Annotated in this window: 17 protein-coding genes; 12 read left to right on the top strand and 5 right to left on the bottom strand. The window is 62.1% G+C overall.

The genetic code is table 11. From position 1 onward, the window contains the following. Positions 1-20: 20 nt before the first annotated feature. Positions 21-995, bottom strand: coding sequence for a quinone oxidoreductase family protein (locus NCT03_RS05150; protein WP_250464263.1), 975 nt, complete (start codon positions 993-995; stop codon positions 21-23). Positions 996-1,082: 87 nt separating this feature from the next. Next, positions 1,083-1,862: an SDR family oxidoreductase gene (locus NCT03_RS05145; protein WP_244827540.1), complete on the bottom strand. Its 780-nt coding sequence runs from the start codon at positions 1,860-1,862 to the stop codon at positions 1,083-1,085. Positions 1,863-2,146: 284 nt separating this feature from the next. On the opposite strand from NCT03_RS05145, the gene upp reads away from it, so the two are divergent. From upp to NCT03_RS05095, 10 genes are all read left to right on the top strand, one after another. After that, complete coding sequence (gene upp, locus NCT03_RS05140) at positions 2,147-2,800, top strand: uracil phosphoribosyltransferase (RefSeq protein WP_244827539.1); 654 nt, start codon at positions 2,147-2,149, stop codon at positions 2,798-2,800. A gap of 346 nt (positions 2,801-3,146) precedes the next feature. Then, positions 3,147-3,875, top strand: a complete 729-nt coding sequence (locus NCT03_RS05135) for a YebC/PmpR family DNA-binding transcriptional regulator (RefSeq protein WP_244827538.1) — start codon at positions 3,147-3,149, stop codon at positions 3,873-3,875. A gap of 209 nt (positions 3,876-4,084) precedes the next feature. Further along, a complete protein-coding gene (purD, locus tag NCT03_RS05130; RefSeq protein ID WP_250492111.1) occupies positions 4,085-5,362 on the top strand; it encodes a phosphoribosylamine--glycine ligase in 1,278 nt (425 codons plus the stop codon). Between the two features lie 111 nt (positions 5,363-5,473). Further along, entirely contained in the window at positions 5,474-6,412 is a 939-nt protein-coding gene (gene hemF / locus NCT03_RS05125; RefSeq protein ID WP_250492110.1) for an oxygen-dependent coproporphyrinogen oxidase, read from the top strand. Further along, positions 6,403-7,107 (top strand): nicotinate-nucleotide adenylyltransferase, encoded by a 705-nt coding sequence (locus NCT03_RS05120; RefSeq protein WP_250464257.1) that lies wholly within the window; start codon positions 6,403-6,405, stop codon positions 7,105-7,107. The genes hemF and NCT03_RS05120 overlap by 10 nt, the downstream gene beginning before the upstream one ends. Positions 7,108-7,109: 2 nt before the next feature. Further along, entirely contained in the window at positions 7,110-7,565 is a 456-nt protein-coding gene (rsfS, locus tag NCT03_RS05115; protein WP_244827534.1) for a ribosome silencing factor, read from the top strand. 14 nt (positions 7,566-7,579) lie between these two features. Further along, complete coding sequence (rlmH, locus tag NCT03_RS05110) at positions 7,580-8,050, top strand: 23S rRNA (pseudouridine(1915)-N(3))-methyltransferase RlmH (RefSeq protein WP_244827533.1); 471 nt, start codon at positions 7,580-7,582, stop codon at positions 8,048-8,050. Between the two features lie 66 nt (positions 8,051-8,116). Beyond that, the gene (locus NCT03_RS05105) at positions 8,117-8,728 is read left to right on the top strand and encodes a Maf family protein (RefSeq protein WP_250492109.1); all 612 of its coding nucleotides are present in this window, start codon (positions 8,117-8,119) and stop codon (positions 8,726-8,728) included. 7 nt (positions 8,729-8,735) lie between these two features. Further along, the gene (gene rng, locus NCT03_RS05100) at positions 8,736-10,205 is read left to right on the top strand and encodes a ribonuclease G (RefSeq protein WP_250492108.1); all 1,470 of its coding nucleotides are present in this window, start codon (positions 8,736-8,738) and stop codon (positions 10,203-10,205) included. Between the two features lie 268 nt (positions 10,206-10,473). After that, positions 10,474-10,821 (top strand): YggL 50S ribosome-binding family protein, encoded by a 348-nt coding sequence (locus NCT03_RS05095; protein WP_250492107.1) that lies wholly within the window; start codon positions 10,474-10,476, stop codon positions 10,819-10,821. An 85-nt stretch (positions 10,822-10,906) separates the two neighbouring features. Here NCT03_RS05095 and NCT03_RS05090 read toward each other — a convergent pair whose 3' ends face one another. From NCT03_RS05090 to NCT03_RS05080, 3 genes are all read right to left on the bottom strand, one after another. After that, positions 10,907-12,166 (bottom strand): CotH kinase family protein, encoded by a 1,260-nt coding sequence (locus tag NCT03_RS05090; protein WP_250492106.1) that lies wholly within the window; start codon positions 12,164-12,166, stop codon positions 10,907-10,909. Between the two features lie 181 nt (positions 12,167-12,347). After that, positions 12,348-14,066 carry a lipid A export permease/ATP-binding protein MsbA gene (gene msbA, locus NCT03_RS05085; RefSeq protein ID WP_370652127.1) on the bottom strand — a complete coding sequence of 573 codons (1,719 nt, stop codon included), beginning with the start codon at positions 14,064-14,066 and terminating at the stop codon, positions 12,348-12,350. Between the two features lie 172 nt (positions 14,067-14,238). Further along, complete coding sequence (locus NCT03_RS05080; RefSeq protein WP_250492105.1) at positions 14,239-15,516, bottom strand: O-antigen ligase family protein; 1,278 nt, start codon at positions 15,514-15,516, stop codon at positions 14,239-14,241. Between the two features lie 159 nt (positions 15,517-15,675). Between NCT03_RS05080 and NCT03_RS05075 the strand changes: the two genes are divergently transcribed. Further along, positions 15,676-16,671 (top strand): glycosyltransferase family 2 protein, encoded by a 996-nt coding sequence (locus NCT03_RS05075; RefSeq protein WP_250492104.1) that lies wholly within the window; start codon positions 15,676-15,678, stop codon positions 16,669-16,671. A gap of 54 nt (positions 16,672-16,725) precedes the next feature. Next, positions 16,726-17,487 carry a glycosyltransferase family 2 protein gene (locus tag NCT03_RS05070; protein ID WP_250492103.1) on the top strand — a complete coding sequence of 254 codons (762 nt, stop codon included), beginning with the start codon at positions 16,726-16,728 and terminating at the stop codon, positions 17,485-17,487. The last annotated feature ends 9 nt before the right edge of the window (positions 17,488-17,496 follow it).

Genomic DNA, 17,496 nt, shown 5'->3' with positions numbered 1-17,496 from the left:
ATCCGTCACGCGGGAAAGGCTCAAGGCAAAAGAATGGTCGAGCCCGTCGTCTTGCGCGCTTCGAGGTCCTCATGCGCGCGGGGCGCGTCGGCCAGCGAATAACGTTGTCGCACGTTCGTCCTGACCTTCCCCGACGACACGACTTCGAACAGTTCGGCCGCCATGGCATCCAGATCGGCGCGCTTGGCGATATAGCTGAAAAGCGTCGGACGCGTGAAGTAAAGCGAACCGCGCCCGGCGAGTTCGGATGAATCGATAGGCGGCACCGGACCCGACGAATTGCCGAAGCTCACGAAGTATCCCAGCGGCGAGAGGCTGTCGAGCGACGCGATATACGTGTCCTTGCCGATGGAATCGTAGACCACCGGCACGCCCGCGCCGTTGGTGATCTCGCGCACACGCTGAGTGAAGTTGTCGCGCGTGTAGACGATCGCGTGATCGCAGCCATGCGCCTTCGCGATCTCCGCTTTCTCGTCCGAACCGACCGTGCCGATCACCGTCGCGCCGAGCGCCTTCGCCCACTGCACCGCGAGCAGGCCGACGCCGCCCGCCGCCGCGTGGATCAACACCGTTTCGCCCGCCTTCACGCGATAGGTCCGGCGCAGCAGATATTGCGTGGTCAGTCCTTGCAGCATGATCGACGCGGCATCTTCGTAGCTGATCGCATCCGGCAGCTTGACGACGAAATCCGCCGCCATCACCCGTTCCTCGGCATAAGCGCCCGGCGGACGCGACGCATACGCCACGCGATCGCCCGGTTTGAATTGCGTGATGCCCTCGCCCACCGCCGTGACTTCGCCCGCGCCTTCCATGCCGAGCCCGTTGGGCAGCGGCATCGGATAAAGCCCGGTGCGGAAATACACATCGATGAAATTGAGCCCGACCGCGTGATGCTTCACGCGGATTTCACCCTTGCCCGGCTCGCCCACGTTCACGTCGACCCACTTCATGACTTCGGGGCCGCCTGTCTTGTCGAATCGGATTGCCTTGGTCATCGCTTGAATGTCTCCGTCGGTTCTGTTCGCCATGTGTCGAGAATCAAGTGCGCCGTTCGCGCTGATGCGCGCGCGGCGCGGCTGCGTTCAGTACGTGCCCGGATAAGCGCCGCCATCGATCAGCAGATTCTGCCCGGTGATGTAGCCCGCATGCGCGCTGCACAGGAACGCGCAGGCCCGGCCGAACTCGTCCGGCTCGCCGAAGCGTCCAGCGGGCAGCGCGTCCGCGCGACGCTTGCGCGCCTCGTCGATGCTGATGTTCTGCGCCTTTGCCTGCGCTTCGAACGTGACGGCGACGCGGTCGGTGTCGAAGGTGCCGGGCAGCAGATTGTTGATGGTCACGCCCGTGGACGCCACCTTGCGCGCCACACCCGCGACGAAGCCCGTGAGCCCGGAGCGCGCGCCGTTGGAGAGCCCGAGCACATCGATCGGCGCCTTCACCGACGAGCTCGTGATATTGACGATGCGTCCGAAACCGCGCCCGATCATCCCGTCGATGGTCTGCCTGATGAGTTCGATCGGCGTGAGCATGTTGGCTTCGAGCGCCTTGATCCACATGTCGTGCGTGAAATTACGGAAGTCGCCCGGCGGCGGCCCGCCCGCGTTGTTGACTAGGATGTCCGGCTGCGGACACGCGGCGAGCGCGGCGGCCTGGCCCTCGGGCGTGGCGATGTCGCCGGCCACGGTCTTCACGTCCACGCCATAGGCCGCGCGGATGGCGGCGGCCGTCGCTTCGAGCGTTTCCGCCGTGCGCGCGGTGATGACGAGATTGACGCCCTCGGCTGCGAGCGCCTCGGCGCAACCGCGCCCGAGTCCCTTGCTTGCCGCGCAGACGAGCGCGGTGCGCCCTGCGATTCCCATGTCCATCGTCCATCCTCCAGAGGTTGTCTCGACTGTTTCGGTTCGGAGCGCGTGAGATGACCGTCACGCCTTCCGCGCAATTCTAAGAGAATCGGGGCGGCAACGTCGGGCGGGCCATGCGGCTTGCCGGTGAATGCGGCAAATGTTCTTAGGCAACGGCGGGGTTTTCGGTAAACTGTCGCCACTGTCCGCCCGGCGCGCGGCATGAGCGCCGGCGCTCACGCATCGCCCATGACGGCACCCCATCACACGAGCAGCACACCAGCAGGACGCGCGAACGCGCGAGACCCATGAAACAGGACAGCCGTTTTCCCAATCTCTTCATCACCGATCACCCGCTGATCCAGCACAAGCTCACCCACATGCGCGACAAGGACACGTCCACGCGCACGTTTCGCGAACTGCTGCGGGAAATCACCTTGCTGATGGGCTACGAGATCACCCGCAATCTGCCGCTCACGACCAAGCGCGTGGAAACGCCGCTCGTCGAGATCGACGCGCCCGTGATCGCGGGCAAAAAGCTCGCCATCGTGCCGGTGCTGCGCGCGGGCATCGGCATGTCGGACGGGCTGCTCGACCTGATCCCCTCGGCGCGCGTCGGTCATATCGGCGTCTATCGCGCGGAAGATCACCGGCCGGTCGAGTATCTCGTGCGCCTGCCGCCCGACCTGGAGGAGCGCGTCTTCATTCTGTGCGATCCGATGGTCGCGACCGGCTACTCGGCCGTCCACGCCGTCGACGTAATGAAGCGCCGCAACGTGCTGTCCGAGAATATCGTGTTCGTGGCGCTGGTGGCGGCGCCCGAAGGCGTGAAGGTGTTCCAGGACGCGCATCCGGACGTGAAGCTCTACGTCGCCTCGCTGGATTCGCATCTGAACGATCATGCGTATATCGTTCCCGGTCTCGGCGATGCAGGCGACCGGCTGTTCGGGACGAAGAACTGATCGCAACCCGTTTTCGCAGATCAAGTCTCGAGACCGCCGCGCGACATGCGCGGCGGTTTTTTATTGTGCGATGGCTTTTGCGCGGCGCACTTTCCCCGAATCCGCCTTCGCCCGCTCGTTTTCCCCAATCGACGCAAGCCGCCTGCCAAGCCATCCCAGCATGATAAAATTTCGGTCTGTTCCTAAGCGGATCTTGCCGCGAGCCTGACTGGCTTGCCTTCGGGCCGCGCCCGACGCACGAACCCGGCTGCCGTTTAAAAAGACGCGGCAGCGCATCGAACAGACATCTACAGCATCACAGCAAACCAAGGCGCGGCACGACGTCCGCGCGCGATGGAGAAAGGTAATGGCGGGTCACTCGAAATGGGCCAACATCAAGCATAAGAAGGCCGCAGCCGATGCAAAGCGCGGCAAGGTCTGGACGCGCCTCATCAAGGAAATCCAGGTCGCGGCCCGCATGGGCGGCGGCGAAGTCGACTCGAACCCGCGGCTGCGGCTTGCGGTCGACAAGGCGTACGACGCCAACATGCCGAAGGACAACATCAACCGCGCGATCCAGCGCGGCGTCGGCGGCGTCGATGGCGCGAGCTACGAGGAAATCCGCTACGAAGGCTACGGCATCGGCGGCGCGGCGATCATCGTCGACACCATGACCGACAACCGCACCCGCACGGTCGCGGAAGTGCGCCACGCGTTCTCGAAGTTCGGCGGCAACATGGGCACGGACGGCTCGGTATCGTTCATGTTCGACCATGTCGGCCAGTTCCTGTTCGCGCCGGGCACGCCCGAGGACAAGCTGATGGACGCCGCGCTCGAAGCAGGCGCGGACGACGTGGTGACGAACGACGACGGCAGCATCGAAGTGATCAGCCCCGCCAACGACTTCCAGAAGGTGAAGGACGCGCTCGAAGCCGCCGGCTTCAAGGCGGAACTCGCCGAAGTGACCATGAAGCCGCAAAGCGAAGTGGAATTCAGCGGCGACGACGCCCTGAAAATGCAAAAACTGCTGGACGCTCTCGAAAATCTCGACGACGTGCAGGAAGTCTATACAAACGCCGCCATCAACGACGAATAAGCGCCGCCGTTGCGCCCGTCCGCCGCGCTCGGCGGGCCGCGATGCTGGAACGGCTTTCGCTTGATGAGAAGGCAGGTGACGCAGCCTGAAGTCCGCGCGAGCCGCCTTCGACCTGTCATGCCGGTGACGGCGTGGGCTCCGGCATTGGCCTGGTCCGCCCGGCGTCAGCGCGCGGCTACTGCTTTCACTCAAGCTTTTCGGGGATTCAAATGAAGTTACTCGTCGTTGGTTCCGGCGGTCGCGAACATGCGCTGGCCTGGAAGCTCGCCCAGTCGCCGCGCGTGCAGATCGTCTATGTGGCGCCCGGCAACGGCGGCACCGCGCAGGACGAGCGCCTGCGCAATATCGACATCACCGAGCCTTCGGCGCTCGCCGATTTCGTCGAACGCGAGCATGTCGCGATGACCGTCGTCGGACCGGAAACGCCGCTCGCCGCGGGCATCGTCAATCTGTTTCGTTCGCGCGGGCTCAAGATTTTCGGGCCGACAAAGGAAGCCGCGCAGCTCGAAAGCTCGAAGGACTTCGCGAAGGCGTTCATGAAGCGCCACAACATTCCGACGGCCGACTACGAAACCTTCACCGACGCCGCCGCCGCGCACGCCTACATCGACACGAAAGGCGCGCCGATCGTCGTGAAAGCGGATGGCCTCGCTGCCGGCAAGGGCGTGGTGGTCGCGATGAGCGCAGAGGAAGCACACGACGCGATCGACTCCATGCTCGCCGACAACAAGCTCGGCGACGCAGGCGCGCGCGTGGTGATCGAAGAATTTCTTTCCGGCGAGGAAGCGAGCTTCATCGTCATGGTGGACGGCAAGCACGTGCTGCCGCTCGCGTCCAGCCAAGACCACAAGCGTCTGCTCGACGGCGACAAGGGCCCGAACACCGGCGGCATGGGCGCGTATTCGCCCGCGCCGATCGTCACGCCGCAACTGCACGCTCGCGTGATGCGCGAGATCATCCTGCCGACCGTGCGCGGCATGGAAAACGACGGCATCCGCTTCACCGGCTTTCTGTACGCGGGCTTGATGATCGACGCCAACGGCACGCCCAAGACGCTCGAATTCAATTGCCGCATGGGCGACCCCGAAACGCAGCCGATCATGGCGCGCCTCAAGGGCGATTTTTCGAAGGTCGTGGAGATGGCCATCGACGGCAAGCTGGACAGCGTGGAGCTCGACTGGGACCGGCGCACGGCGCTGGGCGTCGTGCTCGCGGCTCACAACTACCCGGAGACGCCGCGCAAGGGCGACCGCATCAACGGCATTCCGCCTGAAACGGACAACGCCGTCACGTTCCATGCGGGCACCACGCTCGCGGACGGCAAGCTCACCACTTCAGGCGGGCGCGTGTTGTGTGTCGTGGGTCTGGCGGATTCCGTGCGCGGCGCGCAGTCCGTGGTCTACGATACAGTGAATCAGATCTCGTTCGATGGCATGCAGTATCGCCGGGACATAGGCTACCGGGCGGTGAATCGCAAGCACGGATAAGGCTTATCGCCTGAAATCGAGCCGTTTTTCCCGCGCTGCCGGACCTCCGCGTCCGGCAGCGCGTTTTTAGAGAATCCACGTAACGCCTGTCATGGCGCATTGCAGCAATCGATGAGTGAAACGAACCAGCACGACGCAGCCCACGATATCGCCGCCGTCCGTCAATACCTGACGGGCTTGCAGACGCGTATTGCCGATGCCCTCGGCGCGTTCGACGGCAGTTCGTTCGCGACCGATGCCTGGACTCGCGAGCCCGGCGCGCATCTGCGTGGCGGGGGCGTGACGCGCATTCTCGAAGGCGGCGAGTTTTTCGAGCGCGGCGGCATCGGCTTTTCGGACGTGGCGGGCGACGCGCTGCCGCCCTCCGCTAGCGCCGCGCGTCCGCAACTCGCCGGGCGCGGTTTCGAGGCGCTGGGCGTGTCGCTGGTGATGCATCCGAGAAATCCGCACTGCCCGACCGTGCACATGAACGTGCGCATGCTCACGGCGGTCAAGCCCGGCGAAGAGCCGATCTTCTGGTTCGGCGGCGGCATGGACTTGACGCCCATTTACGGCTACGAGGACGACGCGCGGCATTTCCACCGCGTCTGCCGCGACGCGCTCGACCCGTTCGGCGTGGAGTTGTATCCGCGCTTCAAGACGTGGTGCGACGAGTACTTTTATCTGAAGCATCGCGACGAGCAGCGCGGTATCGGCGGCATCTTTTTCGACGATTTCTCCGAGCCCGGCTTCGAGCGTTCGTTCGCGATGATGCAGCGCGTTGGCGACGCGTTTCTCGAAGCGTATCTGCCGATCATCGACAAGCGCCGCGACACGCCTTACGGCGAGCACGAACGCGCGTTTCAGGCGTATCGGCGCGGACGTTACGTCGAGTTCAACCTCGTGTTCGATCGCGGCACGCACTTCGGTCTGCAAAGCGGCGGGCGCACCGAATCCATTCTCATGTCGATGCCGCCGGTCGCGAACTGGCGCTACGACTGGGCGCCCGAGCCCGGCACGCCGGAAGCGCGACTCTATTCCGACTTCCTGGTGCGCCGGCAATGGCTGTGATCGCGCCGGGCACACCTTGCAAAAAGCGCGTCGGCATTTTGGGCGGCACCTTCGATCCGATTCACGAAGGGCATCTGGCGCTCGCGCGCCGCTTCGCCGCGCTCTTGCGCCTGACCGAACTCGTGCTGTTGCCCGCGGGTCAGCCGTGGCAGAAGGAAGGCGTATCGGCGCCGCATCACCGGCTGGCGATGACGCGCGCGGCGGCGCAGTCGCTGCACATTGAGGGGGTGAAGATCACCGTCGCCACCGATGAAGTCGAGCGCGAAGGCGCGACCTACACGGTGGAGACGCTTGCCCGCTGGCGCGAGCAGGAAGGCGCCGAGGCATCGCTTGCGTTGCTGATCGGCGCGGATCAACTGGTCAAGCTCAATACCTGGCGCGACTGGAAACGGCTCTTCGAATTCGCGCATGTCTGCGTGGAGACGCGTCCCGGCTTCGATGTCGCGTCGCTGCCCGCGCCCGTCGCCGCCGAACTCGAAGCACGCGAGGCATCCCCGGAAGTCTTGCAGGCCAGCACGCACGGTCACATGCTGATCGACACCACGCTTCTCATCGACGTATCCGCCACGGCGATCCGCGAGGAAGCGAGCGCATCACACGAAGGCGCACGAGGCGCGTCGCAAGACGAAGTCCGCGCGCAGGTCCCATCCGCCGTATGGGACTACATTGTTCAACATCATTTGTATCAACGGTAATCATGGAAATTCAAAAGCTTCAACGCGCGATCATCGACGGTCTCGAAGACGTCAAGGCGCAAGACATCAAAGTGTTCAACACCACTCACCTGACGTCGCTGTTCGACCGCGTGGTCGTGGCGAGCGGCACGTCGAACCGGCAGACCAAGGCGCTTGCCAACAGCGTGCGCGAGCGGGTGAAGGAAGCCGGTGGCGACATCATCAGCACGGAAGGCGAAGAGATCGGCGAATGGGTGCTGGTCGACTGCGGCGACGCGGTCGTCCATATCCTGCAACCGGCGCTGCGCCAGTACTACAACCTCGAAGAAGTCTGGGGCGACAAACCCGTGCGCGTGAAATTGAGCAAGCCGAGCATGTTCGGCGGCGCGAACGTCGAAGCCGACGAGGACGAAGACGAGGAAGATGCCGCACCGGCCGTCAAGCGTCCCGCCCGCAAGACCGCGCGCAAGCAGGCCTAAAGCGCAGCGCGTCGATGAAGCTCGTCATTCTCGCAGTCGGACACAAGATGCCCGACTGGATCACGAATGGCTTCGACGAATACGCGAAGCGCATGCCGCCCGAATTGCGCATCGAGCTCAAAGAGATCAAGCCCGAGCAGCGCTCGTCCGGCCGCAATGCCGAAAGCGTGATGGCTGCCGAGAAGCAGCGAATAGAAGCTGCCCTGCCGAAGAACGCCCGCGTGATTGCGCTCGATGAACGCGGCCGCGACTGGACCACGATGCAACTCGCGAACGCCCTGCCCGCCTGGCAACAGGACGGCCGCGATGTCGCGTTCGTGATCGGCGGCGCGGACGGCCTCGCGCCCGAAGTGAAGGCGCGCGCCGAACTCATGCTGCGTATCTCGAGTCTCACGCTGCCGCACGGCATGGTGCGCGTGCTGCTTGCCGAACAGCTTTACCGTGCGTGGAGCATCACGCAGAATCATCCTTATCATCGCGCGTAACGGCAGATGCCCTGATATTCCGTGGTGGTGTCGAAGGCCGGCGCGCTTGTCGAGACCCGCTATCGAATGTCTACTTATCCCTTCGTCTATCTTGCGTCTCAAAGCCCGCGCCGCCAGGAGTTGCTGCGGCAACTGGGCGTGCGCTTCGAACTCCTCTTGCCTCGTCCCGATGAAGACGCCGAAGCGCTCGAAGCCGAGCTGCCCGGCGAAGCAGCGCATGCCTATGTTCAGCGTGTCTGCATGCTGAAGGCGCATGCGGCGCGCGCACGTCTCGTCGCGGGCGATCATGGGACAGCGCCCGTTCTCGTCGCGGATACAACCGTGACCATCGACGGACAAATACTTGGCAAGCCCGCGCATGAAGAAGACGCGGTCGCGATGCTGACGAAGCTCGCGGGTCGCGAACATGAAGTGCTGACGGCGCTGACCGTCGTCGATGCCGATGGCGCATGTCACGCCGCGCTCTCGCGCTCAACGGTGCGTTTCGCGCCGGTCGACCGTGCTGCGCTGCAACGATACGCCGCGACGGGCGAGCCTTTGGGCAAGGCCGGCGCATATGGCATTCAAGGCCGCGCGGCAGCATTTATCGAGCGAATCGACGGGTCCTATTCGGGTATCATGGGTTTGCCCCTTTTCGAAACCGCAGCACTCTTGCGCGTGGCACGCGTCGAATTCTAAACAGGCCATGAACGAAGAAATCCTGATCAACGTCACACCGCAAGAAACCCGCGTCGCACTGGTGCAGCAAGCCGCCGTTCAGGAGCTTCACGTCGAACGCACGCTCTCGCGCGGCCGCGTCGGCAACGTCTATCTTGGCAAGGTCGTGCGCGTGTTGCCGGGCATGCAGTCGGCGTTCATCGACATTGGTCTGGAACGCGCCGCGTTTCTTCATGTTGCGGATATCTGGCATCCGCGCGTGGCGGGCGAGCCGCATGGATCGTCGCCGCATGTGCCTATCGAGAAGATCGTCTTCGAAGGACAGGCGCTGATGGTGCAGGTCGTGAAGGACCCTATCGGCACGAAGGGCGCGCGGCTTTCCACGCAGGTGAGCATTGCGGGGCGCACGCTGGTTTATCTGCCGCAGGAACCGCATATCGGGATTTCGCAGAAGATCGAGAGCGAGACGGAGCGCGAAGCTATTCGCGCGCGTCTCACCGCCGTGTTGCCCGCCGATGAAAAAGGCGGCTATATCGTGCGGACGATTGCCGAAGATGCATCGAGTGAAGAGCTTGCCGCCGATGTCTCGTATCTGCGCAAGACCTGGGCGACGATAGTTGCTCAAGGGCAGCGCGTACCGCCGACCACTTTGCTCTATCAGGATCTAAATCTGGCGCAGCGCGTGTTGCGCGACTTCGTGAATGACGAGACCACGCGCATTCAAGTGGATTCGCGCGAGACGTATCAGATGCTGGCGGATTTTGCGGCGGAGTTCACGCCGGCGGTGGCATCGCGCGTGCATCACTACACGGGCGAGCGGCCGCTTTTCGACCTGTACAACATCGAGGCGGAAATTTTGCGGGCGCTGTCGCGGCGCGTCGATTTGAAGTCGGGCGGCTATCTGATGATCGATCAGACCGAGGCCATGACCACCATCGACGTGAATACGGGCGGCTATGTCGGCGCGCGCAATTTCGACGACACCATCTTCAAGACGAACCTCGAAGCGGCGCACACCATCGCGCGGCAATTGCGGTTGAGGAACCTGGGCGGAATCATCATCATCGATTTCATCGATATGGAGAACGTCGAGCATCGCGATCAGGTCCTGAGCGAATTGAAGCGCGCGCTGTCGCGGGATCGTACGCGCGTGACGGTCAATGGCTTTTCGCAACTCGGGCTCGTGGAGATGACGCGCAAGCGCACGCGGGAATCTCTTGCGCATGTGTTGTGCGAGCCGTGTCCCACTTGTCAGGGCAAGGGGCAGGTGAAGACGCCGCGAACCGTGTGTTATGACGTGTTGCGCGAGATCATGCGCGAATCGCGGCAGTTCAATCCGCGCGAATTTCGCGTGGTGGCTTCCCAGCAGGTGATCGATCTGTTTCTGGAAGAAGAGTCACAGCATCTGGCAATGTTGATGGACTTTATTGGCAAGCCGGTTTCGTTGCAGGTGGAGTCGAATTTGAGTCAGGAGCAGTATGACATTGTGTTGATGTAGGACTAACTCATACAACCTCTAAAGAAACACGCAGGGGCGCGCGTTCGAACCTTTTGTTCATCGACGCATAAATAAGCAACGAGGGCCGAATAGCGGCCCTTCGTAATTACGAAGCTTCATTCACTTACGTCGAAAGAGATTAGTTGCTTTAGAGCAGCGTGACTGCGCCGACGGCCGAACAACCTGCAGCTAATTGGAAAAATTTATTCGATCAGGCCGACGCTCAAGCAGCGCGCGCTACACTGCGCGGTTCTGATTGGAGAACAACTTGGCAAAGAATTACAATCGTCGACAACGCAAGAAATTGCATCTTGGCGAGTTCCAGGAACTGGTTTTCAGGGCTCGCGCGCAGCTGGTTCAAGCCCTCGATGCCGAGCAGATCGACATCCTGATCGATACTTTTTTGGAGGAATGTGTCGAGGCAAACGGCATGCTAGTCTGCGGAGGCATCAACGAGGATGGCCTGGCCTTCTGTGTCCAATCCGAGCGCTTGCGAGGTTCTGCAACCGACTCGCAACGTGAAATCATGCGTCAGTGGTTGGAAGGCAGACCAGAATTTATCGACATCGAAATCAGCGCCTTAATGGATGGCTGGTATGGTTATCCAGACGACTGAGCCGAGCGGCTCTTCTGTATCGATGCTGCAAACAGCAAACAGCAAATAGCAAACAGGAGCGCGTGACGCTCCTGCAATTCCACCCTCAAAGATTCCCATCCAACCAGGCAATCCGCCGCGTGAGCCAATCTTTCAGATAAGCCACCTCACCCTGATAAGAACCCGTCACCACCGGATTCGGCCAAAGCTTCTTCCCAAGCACCGGCCATTTATCAAAGTTGCGCTTAGCTGCGCCATTTGCCTGAAGCGCCTGCGCGTTCTCATCGACATAACTCACGATCGTATCGATTTGCGATGCCTTCAGTTGATCCCACCGTGCCCGAACACGCGTCTCGAAGCTCGGATCGATCTGCTTCATGCGTGAAATCCACTGACCATTTGCAACCCACCATCCTTCCGGATACTGCGCGTCGGAAAAGTTAATGTTGCCCGCGCCAATGTCGAAGTCCCACAACGGCCCGAACTTCAATTTGCCGCCGGCATCCTTGTAGAGGTAGATGCTCGCAAAATCCCGCGCATCCTGATTCTTGAAAATCTCATTGACGAGATACCAGTCGATCAGCGATGCGACATCGAAGTACTGCTCGTAATTCCCCGAATTGGAATACAACGCGTCTTCGGCCTGCTGCATATAGTCTTTGATAAAGGCGACCTGTGCGTCCGATGCCGAATCCGGACTGTCGATGCAAAGCGCAATGCCGTGCGTCGTGCGCCAGCAAACGTCTTCGTCCATGCGCTCGTTGATTTCGACCAGGAAGCCTGTGCTCTCGGGCGCGACCGCGTTGTCACTATTGGCGATATTCACGCGGTTCTTGTCCACCCGCACCGACTCGACCACGTCATACACGCCCGCATACTGACCGTTGAGCGTGAGTTCGACGGGAACGTCATGCGGCGTCCACGCCATGCCAAAACGCCTGCCGAGTTCGAACGCCGTGCGATTGCGCAAGAGCGTCTTGTCGAAGTAATTCGCGAGCAGAATCCAGTTCTTGTCCTTCGGCAGCCCAAAAAAACTTGCCTTGCTGTCGAGTTTCAAGCGATATGGCTTCTTGTCCGCCGTCCACGTGCTGTTGCCATGGCCCTTGATGCTCGTCCTGCCTGTGAAGGGATCGACATCGTCCGGCCCGGTGATGCCGAGATCGGCGCCGAGATAAACATCTTTATCGACGATTGGAATACGGCCATCCGTATTAATGGACATGGCCGGCAGCGCGGCCGCGGTCGTTGCGCTCTTGCCCGACGGGTCCGTCGTACCCGTGGTATCCGTCGAATCTGTCGAGGGAGCGCTAGAGCCGCCGCCCGAGCAGGCAGCAAGAACGGTGCTGATGAGAACCACCGCAGCCATCGACGCAAGGCTCGGCCGGCTGCGCGTTTTTGCTTCTACAACGAACTGCAACATCATCTTCGCTTCTCTTTCAATGATCCGGTCCCACGAATTGGGCCGCGGATCATATCAAGGCTAATCGAAGCGTTTGTATCAATAGTTGACCGAAGTCGGGAACAAGCGCCGATGGTCAATAAGCCGATCAAGCCGGCTGTTGCTGATACTGAATCCGGTGCAGATGCGCATACAGTCCTTCCTTGCGCAATAGTTCGGCATGGCTGCCCTGCTCCGCAATTCGCCCGCCTTCCATGACGAGGATGCGGTCCGCGCGCTCGATGGTCGACAAGCGATGCGCGATCACGAGCGTCGTGCGTCCCTTCATCAGCGTTTCGAGCGCGGCCTGCACGTAGCGTTCCGATTCGGAATCAAGCGCCGATGTCGCCTCGTCCAGGATCAGGATCGGCGCGTCCTTGTAGATCGCGCGGGCAATCGCCAAACGCTGCCGCTGTCCACCGGACAAGCGCATTCCGTTGCCGCCGATCAAGGTATCCATGCCATCAGGCAGCGCCTGCACCATATCGATGAGATTCGCCGCCATCAGCGCCGAGAACACGCGGTCGCGATCGGGCTTCTGCCCATAAGCAACGTTCGCCGCAATGGAGTCGTTGAACAGCACGACATCCTGGCTCACCATCGCCATCTGGCCGCGCAGGTCGTGCAGGTCGTAGTCGGTGATCGGCACGCCATCGACGAGCACCTGCCCGCCGCGTGGATCGAAGAAGCGCGGCAGCAGATTCACGAGCGTGGTCTTGCCACTGCCTGACGGCCCCGCGAGCGCGACCATCTCGCCGGGCGCAACCTTGAACGACACGCGGTCGAGAATCATGCGGTCCAGCGAACCGTAGCTGAACGTGACATCGCGGAACTCGACTTCGCCTTGCGCGCGTTCCAGACGCCGCCCGCCGCCCTTCGGCTCCTCGGGTTCGTCGATCAGGCCGAAGATCAACTCCGCCGCCGTCATGCCACGCTGCATCGGCTGATTGATGTCAATCAGATGCTTGAGCGGCGAGATGACGAGCAACATGGACGTGACGAAGGCAACGAAGCCGCCCACTGTGGTCTGATCGTTGGTGGACTGCACGACCGCAATCGTGATGACCACCGCGAGCGCGATCGACGCAAGAAACTGCGTGAGCGGCTGCGCGAGGCCGCCGGACACCTGCATGCGCATCGAGTAGCCGCGCAGGCGCTGGCTCATCTCCGTGAAGCGGTCCATTTCGTACGGTTCGCCGTTATGCACCTTGACGACCTTGTAACCCGCGACGGTTTCCTCGACGACATAGGACAACTCGTTGGTCAGCGTCTGATGCTCGCGATTGAGCCGCCGCAATCGGCGGTTGATCTTGCTCACGAGCCAGCCGATCACCGGCAGGATGACCGCGACGATCAGCGTGAGCCGCCAGTTGAGGATGAACAGATAGCCGAGCAGAAAGACGACCGTGAGCGAATCGCGCACGAGCGTGACGACGACGCTCGATAGCACGCTCAGAATCTGGTTGACCTCGAACACGACTGCATTGATGACCGTGCTGGCCGTCTCGCGCTGAAAGAAGCCGGCGCTCGTGTGGATCATGCGCTCGAACATCTGCAGGCGAAGTTGCAGCAGGATCTTGTTCGACACGTACGACAGAAAATAGCCCGACGCATACTGCGCCGCGCCGCGCACGAGCGCGAGTCCGATCACCGCGGCCGGCACGAGCCATTTCGCGTGATCGCTGCTTTTGGAGCCAAATCCGTGGTCGAGCAACGGTTTGAGCAGCATCGGGATGCCGGCTTCGGTCGCGGCGACGATACCCATCGTGCCGAGCCCGAGCAACACCATGCCCATGAGCGGGCGGATGTAGGGCCACAGGCGCCGCATGACCGCGGTCGGCGACGAACTTTCCGCGCCGCCAATCGGCTTGCGCAAACTACCTTCTCGTTTCAAGAGCGTATCTCCACTTCGCCCGGCGCTTTCCAGCTCTTCCCGCGGCGCTCGTTGGTTACTTTTGTGATTTCTCGTCAGCCGGAGAATGAAACCGGCCGGCCCGAATTCAGCCGATCGGTCCGCGCCCCGGCTTGCCAAGCGGCTCGCGCGCGTCGTGCGTGATGACCGCAAGCAGCACGGCCCAGAAGAGCGCGATGAGCGACGTGCTCATCACGACCGTGAATACATCGATACTCAGTCCGAAGATGATAACCGACCCCGAGACCGCGATCCCGCAATACGCCGCCGTCGACACATCGGGATGCGGCGACTTCCGGTAGCGCAGGAAATACACGAGCGGCCCGAAATACAGCAACGCAAGGCAGACCACACCCGACGCGCCCAATTCCGCGATCGTCGAGAAAAACTCGCTGTGCGCGCGTTGATTGACGACGAGCGGCGATACCTCGCCGGCATCGGCCATGCCCTTGAGCGAATTCTTCAGATGTCCCTTGCCGACGCCGAAGACCGGATTCGCCTCGAACAGATGAATCGACGCGGTCCACAACTGCAGCCGCGCGCCGAGCGAACTGTCCGCCGCCGCGCCGTGCGACAGGCGCGCGATGTCGGAGCGCGTCGCCTGCACACGTTCACGGCCGATCGGCGAGGCGAGCAAGAGCGCCATCGCCAGAACGGCGACGCCGAGCGCGGTCAGCCAGTGACAAGGGTGTTTGATCCAGCCGAAATTGAGCAGGCACAGTACGAGAAAGAGCGGAATGGCAAGCCAGCCGCCGCGCGTGCCCGACAGATACGACGCGTAAATGCCGCCCACCAGTCCGAGCAGCTTCAGTGCAATGCCGAGGCGCTTCGCCAGCGCGTTCGGATAACGATCCCAGCGGATCGACATCACCGAAAGAAAGCCGAGCAGGAGCGCGGTATTTCCGTAGGGAATCGGATTGGTGAAATCGTTGCCGAGGCGATCGAGTTCCGTCACCGTCATGTGGATGGCGCTGTCCACGGCCCAGAAACCCGCGCCGATGGCACCCAGCGCGCAGCCCCAGCCGAGCGCCTTCAGTTGCCGAATCGGCACGTTGACGAGCAGCAGGAAAATCGGCAACGCGAGTGCGAAGCGCGACATGCCGTCGAATTCGCGCGGCAGATAATAACCTTCGATGGCTTGCTGCAACGGCAGATAAACCATGAAGCACAGCATGGCCACCGTATAGAGCGGGAACGCGTTGACGAGCAGACCGAGCCTCAGACGAAACGGCTTGCTGAACCCCGCGAAGAGCGCGATGGCAAGCAACACGAAGAAGCAGTAGCCCGTCCCTCCTCGCACGACGAGTGTGCTTGCGGGCGCCAGCAAGACCATGCTGGCGATCATGTAGCGCAGAGTTTTTTCCAAATCGATGAACCTTAAGCGGGATTGACCGGCCGGCCCGGTCGCCTATCCCCAAATCGCGGGTTATTATAGCCGCTGCCGTCTGGCATGAGATTCGCTCTCTGCGAGCGCGCAACGCCGTGGCCAAGACGCGCCGGGCCTTCGAAGCACTCAGAATCGTACATGTCAGGAATATCACAGCCAGAGCAGAACGCGCCGCTCGCGAGTCTCTTGCTCATTACCTTCAATCAGCAGGAAACCGTTGCCGACGCGATTGCCGGGGCGCTCGCGCAAACCTGGTCGCCGCTGGAAATCCTCATTTCCGACGATGCCTCCTCCGACGCCACTTACGCCGTCGCCGAGCGCTGTGTGCGCGAATATCGCGGGCCGCATACGGTGCGGCTATATCGAAACGAGAAGAACACGGGTATCAGCGCGCATCTCAGTGCGCTCGCGGCGCGCGCATCGGGCGAGATGCTTTTTATCGCGGCGGGCGACGATATCTCGCGACCGGAACGCGTCACGCGCGTCATGGAAGTGTGGCTCGCAAGCGGCAAGCGCCACGACCTCATCGCGACCGACCTGCAAGACCTCGATGCCGAAGGCAATACGCACGACATCCTGCGGGTAACGGACCTCGACGACTATCGCAGCTTCGACGACTGGATGGAACGGCGGCCTCATCTGGTCGGCGCGGCGCATGCGTGGGCGCGGCGTCTCTTCGAGGAGTTCGGGCCGATCGCGCCTGGCATCTACGGCGAAGACCAGATCATGGCGTTTCGCGCGATCATGAGTCACGGCGCGCATACGCTGCACGAACCGCTCGTGCTGTACCGGCGCGGCGGGCTGTCGAGCAAGCGCAAATGGCGCACGCCGGCGGATTTCGTCGCGCGTATCAAGCTTGCGAATATCAACGGATCGGGCGAGACGCGTCAGCTCGAAAGCGACGCGGACAAGGTCGGCGTCGGCGCTCAGATGCGCGCAATGCTGGCGCGAAAGTCGGCGCGCGAGCGCTACGTGAGCGCCGTGTTCGGCGACGCGTCGTTGGCGCGCAAGGTCGCGTTGCTGGCTGGATCGAATGAAGTCAGTCCGGGATTTCGCATCAAGATGTTCGTGTATGCGACGTGCCCGTGGCTGCTTTCGCCGTTCTTCTTCGTGAAATGGCATTTGCGCGGCTAGGCTTTTCCAATCACACATGACCACGACAAGAATCAGAGGCCGGACTCGGGCAACATGAACTCGCCAACGCTTGGCATCGCCATCATCACCTACAACGCGGCCGCGCGGCTCGCGCAATGTCTCGACTCGGTTTCGTTCGCGGATGACATCGTCATCGTCGATGGCGGCAGCACCGACGCCACCGTGGGTATCGCACAGGCGCATCGCGCGCGCGTGATCGAAGCGCGCGACTGGCCCGGCTTCGGGCCGCAAAAGAATCGCGCGCTGGATGCGCTCGCCACCGACTGGGTCTTGTCTATCGATGCCGACGAAGTCGTGACGCCCGAACTCGCCGCATCGATTCGAGCCGCCATCGCTCGCCCGCAAGCGGATGTCTATTCGGTCGACCGGTTATCGAGTTTTTGCGGAACGTGGGTGAGACATAGCGGCTGGTATCCGGACTGGATTCCCCGGCTGTTCAAGCGGGGCGCGGCGCGCTTCTCGTCGGATCTCGTGCACGAGCGTCTGGTATTTTCCACGAACGAGCCCGCGATCAGGCTCAATGGCCGTCTAATGCACTACTCCTACGAAGACTTCGAGACCGTGCTGCGCAAGCTGGACGCTTATTCGACCGCTGGCGCCGTGCAGCGTCATGCGGCAGGCAAGCGCGGTGGTTTCGGGGTTGCGCTTACACGCGGCACGTGGGCTTTTTTGCGAACCTATTTTCTGCGCCGCGGTTTTCTGGATGGGCGCACGGGCTTCATGATCGCGCTCTTCAATGCGCAGACGGTGTATTACCGGTTCTTGAAGCTCGAGCATCTGAACGAGAGACGATAGGCGCCACAG

Origin of the sequence: Caballeronia sp. GAWG1-1 (assembly GCF_023631465.1) — a bacterium.
Taxonomy (GTDB): Bacteria; Pseudomonadota; Gammaproteobacteria; order Burkholderiales; family Burkholderiaceae; genus Caballeronia.
This window is presented reverse-complemented; position numbering and strand designations above follow the sequence as displayed.